The sequence below is a fragment of the Alteromonas sp. KUL49 genome (genome assembly GCF_006538345.1).
Classification (GTDB): Bacteria; Pseudomonadota; Gammaproteobacteria; order Enterobacterales; family Alteromonadaceae; genus Alteromonas.
Genome location: NZ_BJKL01000002.1, coordinates 52833 through 66639, shown reverse-complemented (window position 1 = coordinate 66639; position 13807 = coordinate 52833). Strand labels below are relative to the sequence as shown.

The 13807-nt window shown below is 45.2% G+C and carries 13 protein-coding genes, 1 tRNA gene and 1 pseudogene; 14 read left to right on the top strand and 1 reads right to left on the bottom strand.

Annotated elements, in window-relative coordinates:
- Positions 1–191: 191 nt before the first annotated feature.
- On the top strand, positions 192–2282 hold the full coding sequence (locus tag EYS00_RS03480) for a bifunctional diguanylate cyclase/phosphodiesterase (protein WP_130635182.1): 2091 nt from the start codon (positions 192–194) through the stop codon (positions 2280–2282).
- 14 nt (positions 2283–2296) lie between these two features.
- On the opposite strand, the gene EYS00_RS03475 is transcribed toward EYS00_RS03480, so the two are convergent.
- Entirely contained in the window at positions 2297–3205 is a 909-nt protein-coding gene (locus tag EYS00_RS03475) for a DUF72 domain-containing protein (protein ID WP_242618639.1), read from the bottom strand.
- 166 nt (positions 3206–3371) lie between these two features.
- Between EYS00_RS03475 and aspS the strand changes: the two genes are divergently transcribed.
- The 13 genes and pseudogenes from aspS (at position 3372) to EYS00_RS03410 (ending at position 13779) form a co-directional block, all read left to right on the top strand.
- Positions 3372–5132, top strand: a complete 1761-nt coding sequence (gene aspS / locus EYS00_RS03470) for an aspartate--tRNA ligase (protein WP_130635181.1) — start codon at positions 3372–3374, stop codon at positions 5130–5132.
- A 3-nt stretch (positions 5133–5135) separates the two neighbouring features.
- Positions 5136–5576, top strand: coding sequence for a dihydroneopterin triphosphate diphosphatase (gene nudB, locus EYS00_RS03465; RefSeq protein ID WP_130635180.1), 441 nt, complete (start codon positions 5136–5138; stop codon positions 5574–5576).
- On the top strand, positions 5576–6094 hold the full coding sequence (ruvC, locus tag EYS00_RS03460; protein WP_130635179.1) for a crossover junction endodeoxyribonuclease RuvC: 519 nt from the start codon (positions 5576–5578) through the stop codon (positions 6092–6094). The genes nudB and ruvC overlap by 1 nt, the downstream gene beginning before the upstream one ends.
- Before the next feature lie 63 nt (positions 6095–6157).
- The gene (gene ruvA / locus EYS00_RS03455; protein ID WP_130635178.1) at positions 6158–6778 is read left to right on the top strand and encodes a Holliday junction branch migration protein RuvA; all 621 of its coding nucleotides are present in this window, start codon (positions 6158–6160) and stop codon (positions 6776–6778) included.
- Positions 6779–6793: 15 nt separating this feature from the next.
- Positions 6794–7801: a Holliday junction branch migration DNA helicase RuvB gene (gene ruvB / locus EYS00_RS03450; RefSeq protein WP_130635177.1), complete on the top strand. Its 1008-nt coding sequence runs from the start codon at positions 6794–6796 to the stop codon at positions 7799–7801.
- A 517-nt stretch (positions 7802–8318) separates the two neighbouring features.
- Positions 8319–8717 carry a tol-pal system-associated acyl-CoA thioesterase gene (ybgC, locus tag EYS00_RS03445; protein ID WP_130635176.1) on the top strand — a complete coding sequence of 133 codons (399 nt, stop codon included), beginning with the start codon at positions 8319–8321 and terminating at the stop codon, positions 8715–8717.
- Positions 8707–9392: pseudogene (gene tolQ, locus EYS00_RS03440) on the top strand (protein TolQ). Before ybgC ends, tolQ begins: the two are co-directional and overlap by 11 nt.
- 33 nt (positions 9393–9425) lie before the next feature.
- The gene (gene tolR / locus EYS00_RS03435; protein WP_130635175.1) at positions 9426–9848 is read left to right on the top strand and encodes a protein TolR; all 423 of its coding nucleotides are present in this window, start codon (positions 9426–9428) and stop codon (positions 9846–9848) included.
- A 4-nt stretch (positions 9849–9852) separates the two neighbouring features.
- The gene (gene tolA / locus EYS00_RS03430) at positions 9853–10638 is read left to right on the top strand and encodes a cell envelope integrity protein TolA (RefSeq protein WP_130635174.1); all 786 of its coding nucleotides are present in this window, start codon (positions 9853–9855) and stop codon (positions 10636–10638) included.
- 4 nt (positions 10639–10642) lie between these two features.
- A complete protein-coding gene (gene tolB / locus EYS00_RS03425) occupies positions 10643–11998 on the top strand; it encodes a Tol-Pal system beta propeller repeat protein TolB (RefSeq protein ID WP_130635173.1) in 1356 nt (451 codons plus the stop codon).
- Between the two features lie 41 nt (positions 11999–12039).
- A complete protein-coding gene (pal, locus tag EYS00_RS03420) occupies positions 12040–12606 on the top strand; it encodes a peptidoglycan-associated lipoprotein Pal (RefSeq protein WP_130635172.1) in 567 nt (188 codons plus the stop codon).
- Positions 12606–13397 carry a tol-pal system protein YbgF gene (gene ybgF / locus EYS00_RS03415; RefSeq protein ID WP_165399292.1) on the top strand — a complete coding sequence of 264 codons (792 nt, stop codon included), beginning with the start codon at positions 12606–12608 and terminating at the stop codon, positions 13395–13397. Before pal ends, ybgF begins: the two co-directional genes overlap by 1 nt.
- 306 nt (positions 13398–13703) lie before the next feature.
- Positions 13704–13779: transfer RNA gene (locus EYS00_RS03410), tRNA-Lys, on the top strand.
- Positions 13780–13807 lie beyond the last annotated feature (28 nt).

The following is a 13807-nucleotide window of genomic DNA, read 5'->3' as shown; positions in this document are numbered from 1 at the left end:
ATTTGAAGACTTTTCACAGATGATTGCGCATTTTTTACGTTGTTAACGCAAAATGAGTAGGTAAGCTCTGTTCAAAAGTGGTATAAAACTGCTGTAAATATCAGAAAGGTGTTCCAAAATTCTCGTTTCCTGAGGTAAATTAAACATAACCTTTTCGGTATCAAGTAGTTAGCAGGATCGGAGAATTCAGGGTGTTTAGGTCAATTAAAGCGCCAATTGGCTTTATTGTTTCTATGTCGTTGTTGGTGATTGTTGTCACCGTATTGTTATTTGCTGCGAGCGAATCTAAACGCTTGTATCAGGACAATATTAAAACGCAGTCAGACTTTTTCTCCGAAACAATAGCGCAATTGATCTTCCCACTGGTGAATGAAGGTACGTGGGACAACGTACCTATTGAAAACGCTCTTTCTACCTTGTCATATCGAGAGAACCTGATTGCTGTACGTATTTATTCACCAGACTACAGCCGTGTGGTGCAACTAAATGGCCGCGAATCAGAACGCCTGCAAGAGTCATTTTTTCAAGAGCTAGATCCCAAAAACGTTCCTGTCGGCGTAGTCGATGATTGCCAAATTGTAGTGACTCATTATCCTATTGGAAGCCCTGCATTTGTCAGAGGCTACGTACAGGTCTACACCGACGTTCGTGCGCCAGTGGGTAGTAACTTCTTCTCATTGGTATTTTATGTTTTCTCACCGGTATTTATTGTTTTTGTTATCACCCTGATTGTGTGTTTACTTGCCGTGAACAAGTTACTTAAACCACTTGGCGCTTTATCAGCATTTACTAAGCAAGTGACTCAAGCAAAGGATTACACACTGCGTCATAAGTACACCAAAAGAGATGAAATTGGTGGGCTTACTCATAATATTAATCGCCTGCTAGAAACCATCGAAGTTGAGTTGCTAATAAACCAAGAGCAAAATCAAGCGTTAATGGACCAACAAGAAATAATGACACGGTTAGCCAACTACGACAGCTTAACGGGACTTCCTAACAGACAGTTTGTTTTCGATAGCATGAAGCTTGAACTGGCAAGAGCAAAACGCAATGGCGATGATGTTGCGCTGTTATTCTTTGATCTCGACGGTTTCAAAGGCATTAATGATTCACTTGGTCATGAAACGGGTGACCTAATCCTCGTTGAAGTTGCTAGCCGTGTTTCAATGCTTTTAAGAGAAGGCGACCTGGTGGCGCGTTTAGGGGGCGATGAGTTCCTGGTGGTTCCCGACAGAGAGAGTAATGATGCGAGTCTGCACAACCTCGCGACGCGATTGATTCATGCCTTTGCTGAACCCTTTGAATTACGAGGCTTATCACTTACCGTCGGTGTAAGTGCCGGGATCGCAAAAGCCAAAGATGCGGAGTATGACCTCAGCGAGTTAATGAGTAACGCTGATTTAGCTATGTACCGTTCCAAAGCAAAAGGGCGGGGGAGTTATACAGTATTTACCCCAGATATGGTTGAGTCTCACAAGCGCAAACTTCACTTGGCAAATGCAATCGAAAAAGGATTAGCCAACAATGAGTTTAGCGTTTACTACCAAATCAAGATTAACCAACGTGGGCAAGTTATCGGAATGGAGGCGTTATTGCGCTGGAACCATCCTGAATACGGCATGGTAATGCCCTCTGAATTTATTCCGATTGCTGAACAGGGCGGCAGAATATCCTCCATTACCCATTGGATTATCAATAAAGTTTGTCAGGACCTCCCTGAACTTAAACAGTGGGTGGGGCGCAAGTTCCGCGTATCGGTGAACCTATCAGTTCACGATCTACGAAACAGTAATTTGTTCGACAACATTTACGCTATTTTTAAACGCCACGACACCAATCCAGAGTATATGGAGTTTGAGGTCACAGAAACGGCCTATCTTGAAAACTTTGCTAATTCTAACAAGTTCTTCAAGCGCCTTAGTAATATGGGCTGCGCCATTGCGTTAGATGATTTTGGTACGGGATATTCGTCACTGAGCTACCTAACGCAAATTAGTATAGATACTTTAAAAATTGATAAGCAGTTTGTCAGAGAAATCGAGCAGTCAGAGCGAAGCCGCTTAGTAACCGGCTCGATTATTGATTTGGCCAAACGCTTGTCCCTACAAGTATGTGCAGAAGGTATTGAAAATGAAGCGCAGTGGGAGTACTTATCTGAGCATGGGTGTGACAGTGTTCAGGGTTTCCTTTTCAGTAAACCGGTTCCCATCGACGACTTGATGTCAGTGCCATTATGCTTTCCACGACGGGTTCTCGATATGGACTTTCTTGGCGTTTAACTCAGTTTAAAGCGTTAAAACAAAGCACCTTGATCTGGTTCTGAACCAATAGACAGTTCGGGCAATGCTGCCTCGGGGTAGCTAACGTTGTATGCGTTGATAAATTGCTGCGCGAGCCATGGCGCATCTTTGTTATCTGGGCGGTGAAAGAACATAAAAGGTTGTTTACCCTCGCATCGCCACGCGTGTATTTTCTTTATCCATGGTCGTAAACAAGCGAGATTATCCTCGTCATTGTCATTCCCTACAAATCTCACCATGGGTTTATTGCCAGTGGCAATTACATTCACAGGCACTCTGGGTTTCTTACCTCGCACCTCAGTTACCATTGCTGAGGTATCAGGGCCGGTGAACAGCGCTCTAGTATCCATTACCACCCTGTTTGCACTATGCTCTATTAACAACTGATTAAACGCGATTTCAGCATCACCTTTTTCAAAGAATGCGAGATGCCTCACTTCTACCGCTATGTCTAGCCAGCTTGGTAGTATTCTCAAAAATCTGTCGAGTGCAGGTAAATCCGTAGGCGAAAATTGGGCGGGTAGCTGCAATATGGCTTGCCCAAGATTAGCTTTAATTTTCTCAAGCCCCCTAAGTTGAGTTGCGAGTAATTCTTCGTTGAACTGTAACTTATTATGAGAAATGTCTTTATGTATCTTACAGGTAAACGCAAAGTGTGCCGGTACCATTGCCTGCCACTTCTCTAGTGTTTCGTCACTGGGAAGGGCATAAAAGCTTGTATTACCTTCAATGCTGTTGAGTTCCTTTGCGTAATGCTCGAGCTGGTTTTTCGAAGACTTACAGTCTATTAACCAAGTGTTTGGCCAAGACGCGTGTTGCCACATGGGTAAGCCCATAAATACGGCAGGCAATTCAGGAGTCGATTCATTGTTATTTGAATGAGGAAACTGTTGATTTGTCATTGGGCTTTAGGGTGCATTTGTTTATACTATGCGGCCTTTATATTAAACCAAAAAAGCATAGTAGCTCGGTTACCTTATTTTTACCTATTGTAAAGTAAAGGATAACGCTATAAAAACCATGTTTTACAGCACTATGCAAAGCAACATTTATCAGGGGTCAAGGACCATGCGCACAGATTACTGTGGGAATATCGATGCATCTTACATCGGACAAGAAATCACACTTTGTGGTTGGGTAAACAAACGTCGTGACTTAGGTGGCGTTATTTTTATCGATTTGCGCGATCGCGAAGGTATTGTTCAAGTGGTGTTTGATCCAGATTTACCTGAAGTACTTTCAGTGGCAAATACCCTTCGTAACGAATTCTGCGTAAAAATGACGGGTAAAGTACGTGCTCGTCCTGAAGGTCAAGTTAACAAAGACATGAAAACTGGTGAGATTGAGATTCTAGGTACAGGCCTTGAAATCATCAATAAGTCAGATGTACTTCCACTTGATTGGAACCAAGAGAACTCAGAAGAGCAACGTTTACGCTATCGCTACCTGGATTTACGTCGCCCAGTGATGAGTGAGCGCTTGCAGTTCCGTGCAAAAGTCACTGGTGCGGTGCGTCGTTATCTAGAGGACGAAGGTTTCCTAGATATCGAAACGCCAATTTTAACCAAGGCAACACCGGAAGGCGCACGTGACTACTTAGTGCCTAGCCGCACACACAAAGGTGAGTTCTTTGCATTACCTCAATCACCACAGCTGTTTAAACAGTTATTGATGATGTCGGGTATGGACCGTTACTACCAAATCGTTAAGTGCTTCCGCGACGAAGATTTACGTGCTGACCGTCAACCTGAATTTACCCAAATCGATATTGAAACAACGTTCCTTGATGCTGACGGTGTAATGTCGATTACCGAAGGCATGATCCGTAGCTTGTTTAAAACTATGCTTGATGTCGACTTAGGTGATTTCCCACGCATGACATACGCTGAAGCCATGAAGCGTTTCGGCAGCGATAAGCCAGACCTACGTAATCCACTAGAACTTACCGATGTGGCTGATTTGCTAAAAGACGTAGATTTTAAAGTATTCTCTGGTCCAGCTAATGATCCAAAAGGTCGCGTAACTGCCATTCGTGTCCCGGGTGGTGCTAGCTTGTCGCGTAAGCAAATCGACGAATACACCAAGTTTGTTGGCATTTACGGCGCTAAAGGTCTGGCGTGGATTAAAGTTAACGAGCTAACGGACAGTCAAGAAGGCTTGCAGTCGCCAATCCTCAAGTTCTTAAGCCAAGAAGTAAGCGATGCAATCATCGAGCGCACCGGTGCACAAGCCGGAGATATCTTATTATTTGGTGCAGATTCAGCGACGGTAGTGACCGAAGCTATGGGGGCGCTACGCCTTAAGTTGGGTGAAGATTTCGAATTACTTGAAGGTGATTGGAAGCCGCTTTGGGTCGTTGATTTCCCAATGTTTGAAGAATTTGACGGGCAGCTACACGCTATACACCACCCGTTCACTGCACCTCGCGGTTTAACGGCAGAAGAGCTGAAAGAAAATCCAGTAGGTGCCCTTTCAGACGCCTATGACATGGTATTGAACGGCGTTGAATTGGGCGGTGGTTCTGTGCGTATTCACAATGAAGATATGCAATCAGCGGTGTTTGGCATTTTGGGAATCGACGAAGAAGAAGCGAAAAACAAATTTGGCTTCTTGCTAGATGCTCTTCGTTTTGGTGCTCCACCACATGCCGGTTTGGCGTTTGGTCTAGACCGTTTGGTAATGTTGATGACGGGCGCTACGTCTATTCGCGACGTTATGGCGTTCCCTAAAACTACGACGGCGGCGTGTCCATTAACGTCTGCACCAAGTCAAGCAAACCCACAACAGCTAGAAGAACTGGCTATTGCTACGGTGAAAAAAGCCGACTAATTCATGGTATATAAAAAGCCAGAGTCTGTACTTGTGGTGCTGTATGATCAGCACCACAACGTATTGCTCCTTCAACGTGATGACGATCCTAACTTCTGGCAGTCCGTTACAGGTGCAATGGAAGAGGGCGAGCAACCCATTGACACCGCCTATCGCGAAGTCCTCGAAGAAACTGGCATTAACCTCAAGCAGCTTGGTTTTTCCATAATCGACTGCAACACTACCAACCAATATGAAATACGCCAACGTTGGCGTCACCGTTACCCGCCGGGCACACGCTTCAATACGGAACACGTATTTGCTGTGCAAATTGACAGCGACTTACCTATCGAACTCACCGAACACCTTGCTTATCATTGGGTCACTAAAACCGAAGCCATTGAGCGTTTGTGGTCTTCAACCAATAGAGAGGCGGTAACAATGTTTGTACCGAGCCAGGCATAATGGTTATACTGGGTATAGATCCAGGTTCTAGGGTTACAGGTTACGGTGTTATTGCTCGTAAGCAAGGTAAGCTGGTGTACGTGGCGAGCGGATGTATTCGTGTAGGAACGGCAGAATTACCAGAGCGCTTAGCAAATATTTATACGGGAATAAGTGACATTATTCGTCAGTTTAACCCCGAGCAATTTGCAATAGAACAAGTGTTCATGGCGAAAAACCCAGACTCAGCGCTCAAGCTAGGTCAGGCGAGAGGGGCTGCTATTGTGGCTGCAACACAAGGTAATTTACCTGTGGCTGAGTACTCAGCTCGTCAAATCAAGCAGGCTGTAGTAGGTAAAGGAAGCGCGGATAAAACACAGGTGCAACACATGGTGAAGCACTTGTTGAATCTAAGTGGTACGCCTCAATCAGACGCTGCCGACGCGTTAGCGGTAGCCTTGTGCCACGCACACACTGAACAAAGCTTGATTAACATGGCCGGGCAAGCACGCAAAACCGTGCGTGGTCGTCTGCGTTAATACCCATCCCTAGTCCTAAAAATTAATAGTGGTGCATTTGGCCCAGCGCAGTAGAGAATTGATATGATTGGACGTATTCGCGGTACCTTAATAGAAAAACAACCGCCGCAAATTTTGGTAGACGTAAGTGGTGTAGGGTACGAAGTCCAACTCCCCATGACTAATTTTTACGAGCTTCCCGCTGTTGGCGAGGAAGTGGTAGTACATACCCATTTTGTGGTTCGTGAAGATGCTCAGTTACTCTTTGGTTTTACGGATAAGGTATCTAGAGAGTTGTTTCGCGAACTGATTAAAGCCAACGGGGTTGGACCAAAATTGGGTTTGGCTATATTGTCTGGTATGTCGGCATCGCAGTTTTTAAACAACGTACAAAATGAAGATGTGTCGGCTTTAGTCAGTTTGCCGGGTATTGGTAAGAAAACCGCTGAAAGGTTAGTGGTAGAGCTTAAAGACAGACTGAAGAAATTTGGACAAAATCAACAGATAGATATGCCACCGCCACTGGCTGACGATGGTGACAACAACACTATCGTTGCACTTAACGATGCCAGAGAAGAAGCACAAAGTGCGCTGGTTGCACTGGGCTATAAGCCAGCTCAGGCGAGTAAATTGGTGGAAAGTGTGTACCAAGAGAATATGGACAGCGAGTCTTTAATTCGCGAAGCCTTAAAAGCCGCGCTTTAGTTGAGTGATGACTGAATGATTGAAGCAGACCGACTCATTACCCCTTCAGCTAGCACTGAAGATGAAGTTATCGATAGAGCGATACGTCCTCGCCTGCTAGAGGATTACACGGGGCAACCTCATGTTCGTGAGCAAATGGAAATATTCATTCAAGCTGCTCGCAATCGTGATGACGCTCTCGATCATCTCTTAATATTTGGTCCGCCAGGGTTAGGTAAAACCACCCTAGCCAACATCGTTGCTAATGAAATGGGGGTGAATATCAAAACTACCTCAGGGCCAGTGTTGGAAAAAGCGGGAGATTTGGCCGCTTTACTTACAAATCTCGAGAAAAACGACGTGCTTTTCATCGACGAAATTCACCGATTAAGTCCGGTGGTTGAAGAGATTTTATACCCGGCCATGGAAGACTATCAGCTTGATATAATGATAGGTGAGGGGCCTGCTGCGCGTTCTATTAAGCTAGATTTACCACCGTTTACTTTGGTTGGTGCAACAACACGCGCAGGATCATTAACCTCTCCACTGCGCGACCGCTTTGGTATTGTTCAGCGCCTTGAGTTTTATTCAGTTAAAGACCTTACAAGTATTGTGGAACGCAGCGCCCATTACTTAAATCTTGATATGGGCACGGAAGGTGCTCAAGAGGTGGCACGACGTTCTCGCGGTACTCCTCGTATTGCCAACAGGTTACTACGCCGTGTTCGCGACTATGCCGAAATCAAGGCAGATGGCAAGGTATCTGCTGATATTGCCGCAGCTGCTCTTGATATGCTTGACGTGGACAAAGAAGGTTTCGATTACATGGACAGAAAACTACTCACTGCCATTATCGAAAAATTCGATGGGGGCCCTGTGGGACTGGATAACCTTGCGGCTGCCATTGGTGAAGAAAAAGAAACCATCGAAGACGTCATCGAACCCTTTTTAATCCAGCAAGGGTTCTTACAACGTACGCCAAGAGGCCGCATCGCTTCTAATCGCGCCTACACACACTTTGGGTTTACACCAAGTAAACAGTAGTAGCGAGCTAATAGAGGGGAGTCGAAGCTGCCACAAAAACGCCATAAATACATCCATGTAGGCTCGGCGCAGGCATCCATGCCTGCGACGTTTTGCTTGCAGCTCCGACTCCCCCCTCCAAATCGCAAGCTGCGCACATTCAAATAAAAGAATAAAATTTAGATAAAAAAAAGCCCACTCAAATCGAGTGGGCTAAAAACAACAAGTGTTGAAGGAAATAAATCCAGGGAACTCATGTCTAACAGGAGGTATAACTCTCGCACACCCGCGATTTGCGTTTGCGCTCTGTATGACTGATGGAGCGTATTATAGGGAGATTTTGTTTACGTACAATTGAGTAAAATTACATTTTTGCATTAGAAAAAGTAATGTGTATATAAAATGTTAAAATTCTTGCTGGTTATTCTTTACCCCATTATTTATAAGGGTTTGGTGTATGTTTACAGATTTGTGATAACCTACTTTAAATAATAACGGAATTGTTTTAGATACATTTATTAGTGATGGCGGAATAGTTATGCATCAACATTACGTGCGAGTTTATTACGAAGATACCGACGCTGGTGGAATTGTTTACTACGCGAACTATTTAAAGTTTATGGAGCGCGGAAGAACTGAGTGGTTGCGCAGTCTTGGCTTTGAACAAGACACATTAATGGAACAATCTGTTGCTTTTGTCGTCAAACGCGTTGAAATGCATAATTATGCGCCTGCGAGATTCAATGAAATGTTGTGTATTGAGTCGCAAATAGTAGAATTGAAGGGCGCTAGCATGACATTTAAACAATTAATTAAAAATGAAAAAGAAACAACCTTGGTTTCAGCTGAGATTCAGGTTGTTTGCGTAGACTTGGCTTCTATGAAGCCAAAACGGCTACCACGTAATTTGTTAGGGGAACTTTCGCGTGTCATCTGATCTTACTTTTATTGGCCTTTTTCTTGAAGCCAGCTTTATCGTTCAACTCGTAATGCTAACGTTACTTGGCGTTTCAATCGCTTCATGGACCTTCATCTTTCAACGCAGTCGAGCCTTGTCGTCTGCTAGGGAGGAAATGCGCCAGTTTGAAGATAAATTTTGGTCGGGTGCCGATCTCAATCGTTTGTATCAAGAGTTAACTGCAAATGAATCGCTTAACGGTATGGGCAGTATTTTCTGTTCAGGTTTTAAAGAGTTCGTTCGTCTACGAAAATCAAATACGAGTACCAATGGCATTGTTGATGGAACTTATCGTGCAATGCGTGTTGCTATGTCTCGCGAAATTGAAGGCCTAGAAAGCCGTTTGTCATTTTTAGCCACAGCAGGCTCCATCAGCCCATACATCGGTCTATTCGGCACCGTATGGGGTATCATGAATGCCTTTATCGCACTCGGTGAAGTACAGCAAGCCACTCTTGCCATGGTTGCACCGGGTATCGCCGAGGCACTTATTGCGACAGCTATTGGCTTTTTGCAGCGATCCCCGCGGTAATTGCTTACAACCGATACAGTCACCAAGTAGAAAAACTAGAAACTGGCTACGGTAATTTTATGGAAGAGTTTTCTGCCATATTACACCGTCAAGCGGTTGCGGCTCAGCCTTCACAAAGCTAAGCGTCACGCTAGATAGCAAGCAGAGGAAAGACTATGTACGTGAGAAAGCGACGACGCCCAGTATCAGAAATCAACGTTGTGCCCTACATCGATGTAATGTTGGTACTACTGATCATATTTATGGTAACTGCACCACTTATCTCTCAAGGGGTAAAAGTGGATTTACCCAAAGCCAGTGCCAACCCCATTGAGCAAGAAGACAACCCGCCACTGATTGCCTCTGTTGACGTTCGAGGGCAGTACTATCTGAATGTGGGTGACAATCAAGAAAGCCCCGTCGAGAAAGATGCCTTAGCCGCTGTGGTCAAAGCACAGTTAGAAAAATCGCCGCAGACACCTGTAGTGGTAAAAGGCGATGGTCAAGTTGCATACAACGAAGTTATTCAACTTATGGTGTTGTTGCAACAAGCCGGTGTGCCCTCCGTAGGCTTGATGACCGATCCGGTAGAGCCATAACACAATGTCAGAGGAAGCACTTAAGTCGTCTCAAATCGCCATCGCAAAATCAGTAGGCTTGCACTTACTTGTTGCGCTGGTGCTTTTGATTAGTGTGAGCTTCTCGCCGTCACCATTGCCGCAAATGGCGCTTAATGCTCCGGTCATTGAAGCGACTTTCATCGATGCGCAAGCCATTGCGGATGCTAAACGTGCACAAGCGCAAGCTGAGGCGCAAGCGAGACAAGAACAACAACGCAGAGAACAAGCAGCCGCTGAACAGCGCCGCCAACAAGCGCTAGCGGACAAGCGAGCGAGAGAGGAGCGCGAAGCAGAAGCCGCTGAGCAACAACGCCAACTTGAGCTGAAACGATTGGCTGAACAGCGTTTGCAAGAGCGCAAAGAACGAGAAGCCAGAGAGAAAGCTGAAGCCGAGCAAAAGCAGAGAGAAGAAGCTGAACGTCAAGAGCAAGAACGATTAATGCAAGAGCAACTTGCGCAGGAGCAGGCTGCTCAGCGTGCTAGACGCCAAAAAGTAGTACTGTCGGAAGTTGAGCGATACACTGCCATGATTCAACAAACCATTAAGCGCAATTTGTACGATGATGACAGCTACAGTGGCAAGCGCTGCCGTTTGAATATACGACTAGCAACCACTGGTTTTGTTACCAATATACAAATATTAGATGGTGATGCTGCGCTCTGTCGGGCGGCTGAAAGTGCAGTGCGGCGAGCAGAGAAGTTACCCGTATCTGACGCAGCTGATGTTTATGAACAACTAAAAAATATTAACTTAATAGTGGAATTGTAGCGCAATGAGAAAACTGAGTTTTTTGCTTTTTGCTATGGCTGCTTTTTGCAGTACGCAGGTAAGCGCAACGTTGGAAATCGTAATTACGGAAGGTGTGGATAGTGCCCGCCCCATTGCGGTAGTTCCGTTCAAATGGAAGGGGGATGGAATTTTCCCTGGTGAGCTTTCAGAAGTCGTCATGGCCGACTTAATGCGCAGCGGAAAATTCAATCCATTGAGTGCAGATAAAATGCCTCAGTTCCCTCAGTCTGCAAGCGAGGTTGACTACGATCTATGGGCAAGTCGCGGTATAGATACCGTGTTACTCGGTAGTATTGAGCAACAAGGGGCCGATTCATATTTGGTGAGCTATGAGTTAGTTGATGTGCTCAAAGGGCAGGCTACTGGAGGTACTTCGCGCGTATTAGTCGATGGGCAGTTGGTAGAGGCCACTACGCACGTTATTGCTTCAAGACAGGCAATTATTAAACAGCGAGACTTTCGTCAGTATGCACACCGTATTAGCGATGTTGTGTATGAAAAGCTCACTGGGGTTCGCGGTGCATTTTTAACGCGCATTGCTTACGTTATTGTAAGAGACCGCACTACTAACCCAACACCTTATGAGTTAGTGATAGCCGATTATGACGGCGAAAATGAAACTCGTTTGTTGTCTTCTCCCGAGCCACTAATGTCACCCACATGGTCACCAGACGGCGAAAAACTGGCCTATGTGAGCTTTGAAAACCGTCGCCCTCAAATTTTTATTCAAGATATTTACACCACAGAGCGCACGAGAGTAACGAATTTCCCCGGAATTAACGGTAGTCCTGCGTTTTCTCCAGACGGTACAAAAATGGCCATGGTATTGTCTAAAGATGGCAACCCAGAAATCTATGTTATGGATCTGGCTACAAAAAATCTTCGTCGTATTACTCGAAATCGTGCCATAGATACAGAGCCAACTTGGTTACCAGACGGCAAAGGGTTAATTTTTAGCTCTGAACGGGGTGGTAAACCTCAGATATATAGCGTAAATTTAGATTCTGGGAAAGTAAGACGGGTTACTTTTGTAGGCGAGCAGAACTTGGGAGCGACAATGGCTCCTGATGGTAAGCAGATGATCGTGGTTAATCAAACCAACGGCAATTACCATATCGCTAAGCAAATGCTCGATGGTGGTTCACCGCAAGTCTTAACAAGAACTTATTTGGACGAGTCGCCCAGCGTGGCGCCCAATGGAAGTATGATAATTTACAGCACCCTTCACGAAGGTACTCAAGTGTTGTCACTAGTGTCTTTGGATGGGCGTTTTAAGGCTCGGTTACCAGCAGCCAATGGGCAAGTAAAGTCGCCAAGTTGGTCACCATTTTTGTTTTAAATTTACAAGATAAGTAAACAATAAGATTTAAGGATTCTAGGATGCAAATGAATAAAATAATGAAAGGTTTCATTATCGCTCTTCCCGTGGTGACTATGATGGCATGTTCATCAGGCCCATCTGAGGCAGAACTAGAGGCCGAGCGTAACCGCATGGCTCAAGAGCAAGCGGCAGCGGCGGAAGAAGCTCGTGTTGCAGAAGAGGCTCGAGTTCAAGCTGAAGCAGCTCAGCGCCTTCAGCGTCAAAAAGAGCTTTTTGAACAAGAAATGGAATCTCTTAAGAGCGAACAAACGGTTTACTTTGATTTCGACCGCGCTAGCATCAAGCCGGAGTTCCAAGCACTGCTAGACAAGCACGCTGCATTCCTAGTAGCAAATCCAACTCAGAAAGTGACTATCGAAGGTCACACTGACAGCCGTGGCACACCAGAATACAACATTGCGTTGGGCGAGCGTCGTGCACAAGCGGTAGAACAGTACCTTAAGAATGCTGGTGTTAGTTCAAGCCAAGTAAGCGTTGTTTCTTACGGAGAAGAAAAACCTGCGGTTATGGGCTCAAGTGAATATGCGTTCGCTCAAAACCGTCGCGGAGTGGTTGTATACCGATAATGACGAATACCGTTATTAAATCTATTTGTAAGGGCGTCACGTTAAGTGCCGCCCTTGCCGTTTCTACTGGTTTGTACGCCCAAGCCCCTGTTTATGATGTAAACAGCAGTGACGAGCTTACAAAGCGTATCGAAATACTCGAGCGCATTGTAAAAAACCGCACTGAAATGCAGCATCAATTACAAGAGCAATTGGTGTTGATGCAAGAAGAGATCGACACGTTACGCGGTGCAGTTGAAGTGAACACCAATGAACTTCAAAAAGTGCTTGAGCGTCAGCGTGAACTCTATCTTGAAATTGACAAACGCGTAGAGGCTCTGAAACAAGCTGGCGTTGTTGCAGGGGGAGGGGATTCCACCGTCTTACCTAGCAGCACACAGCCTGCAGTCACGCCCCAGCAAGGCACCGCTCCCACGGTATCAGAGAGCGAAGCCTACGAGAGCGCTGTGAACCTTATACTGCGTTCACGCGAGTATGATAAGGCGATTCCTGCGTTTCAGTCGTTTATTGCACAGTTCCCAAACAGTGAATATGCACCCAACGCGCATTATTGGTTGGGACAACTTCTGTTTAATAAACAGCAGTGGTCAGAGTCTACGGAACAGTTTTCGATCGTGATAGAGCGCTTTGCCGATTCTGCTAAAGGGCCTGATGCGTTGTTAAAGCTCGGTATGATTGCTGAACGAACGGGCGACGTAGCAACGGCAAGAGAACGCTTGCAGCGGGTGATATCTGAATACCCAGACTCGTCAGCTCGCCAGTTAGCTGAGTCCCGACTAGAAAAACTTTAAAAAAACCTCTCGAAAGAGAGGTTTTTTTTCGTCATTCGAAAATTATTTTTGTTTTTCCAAGAAATTTGCTTTTTTCTACCTAAATTTTTGGTTAGATTTTGAAGGCTAACTTCACCTTTTACTCGAACTTATTCTATAAATTATCAGTACTCTTGAGTGATTGCTGCGCGATTTGTTTTCTTTTTAGGCGGTTGAACGCTTTTTTACAGAAAAATGAAAATAAAAGACAAATTCGGCTTGCACCATAAAAAAATCTGAGTATTATATGCCGCCGTTGCCAAGACACAGGCAACAACAGAAGAGAAAGGGTCGTTAGCTCAGTTGGTAGAGCAGTTGACTTTTAATCAATTGGTCGCTGGTTCGAATCCAGCACGACCCACCACTTTCTCTCAAGCGTCTAGCTTTAATCT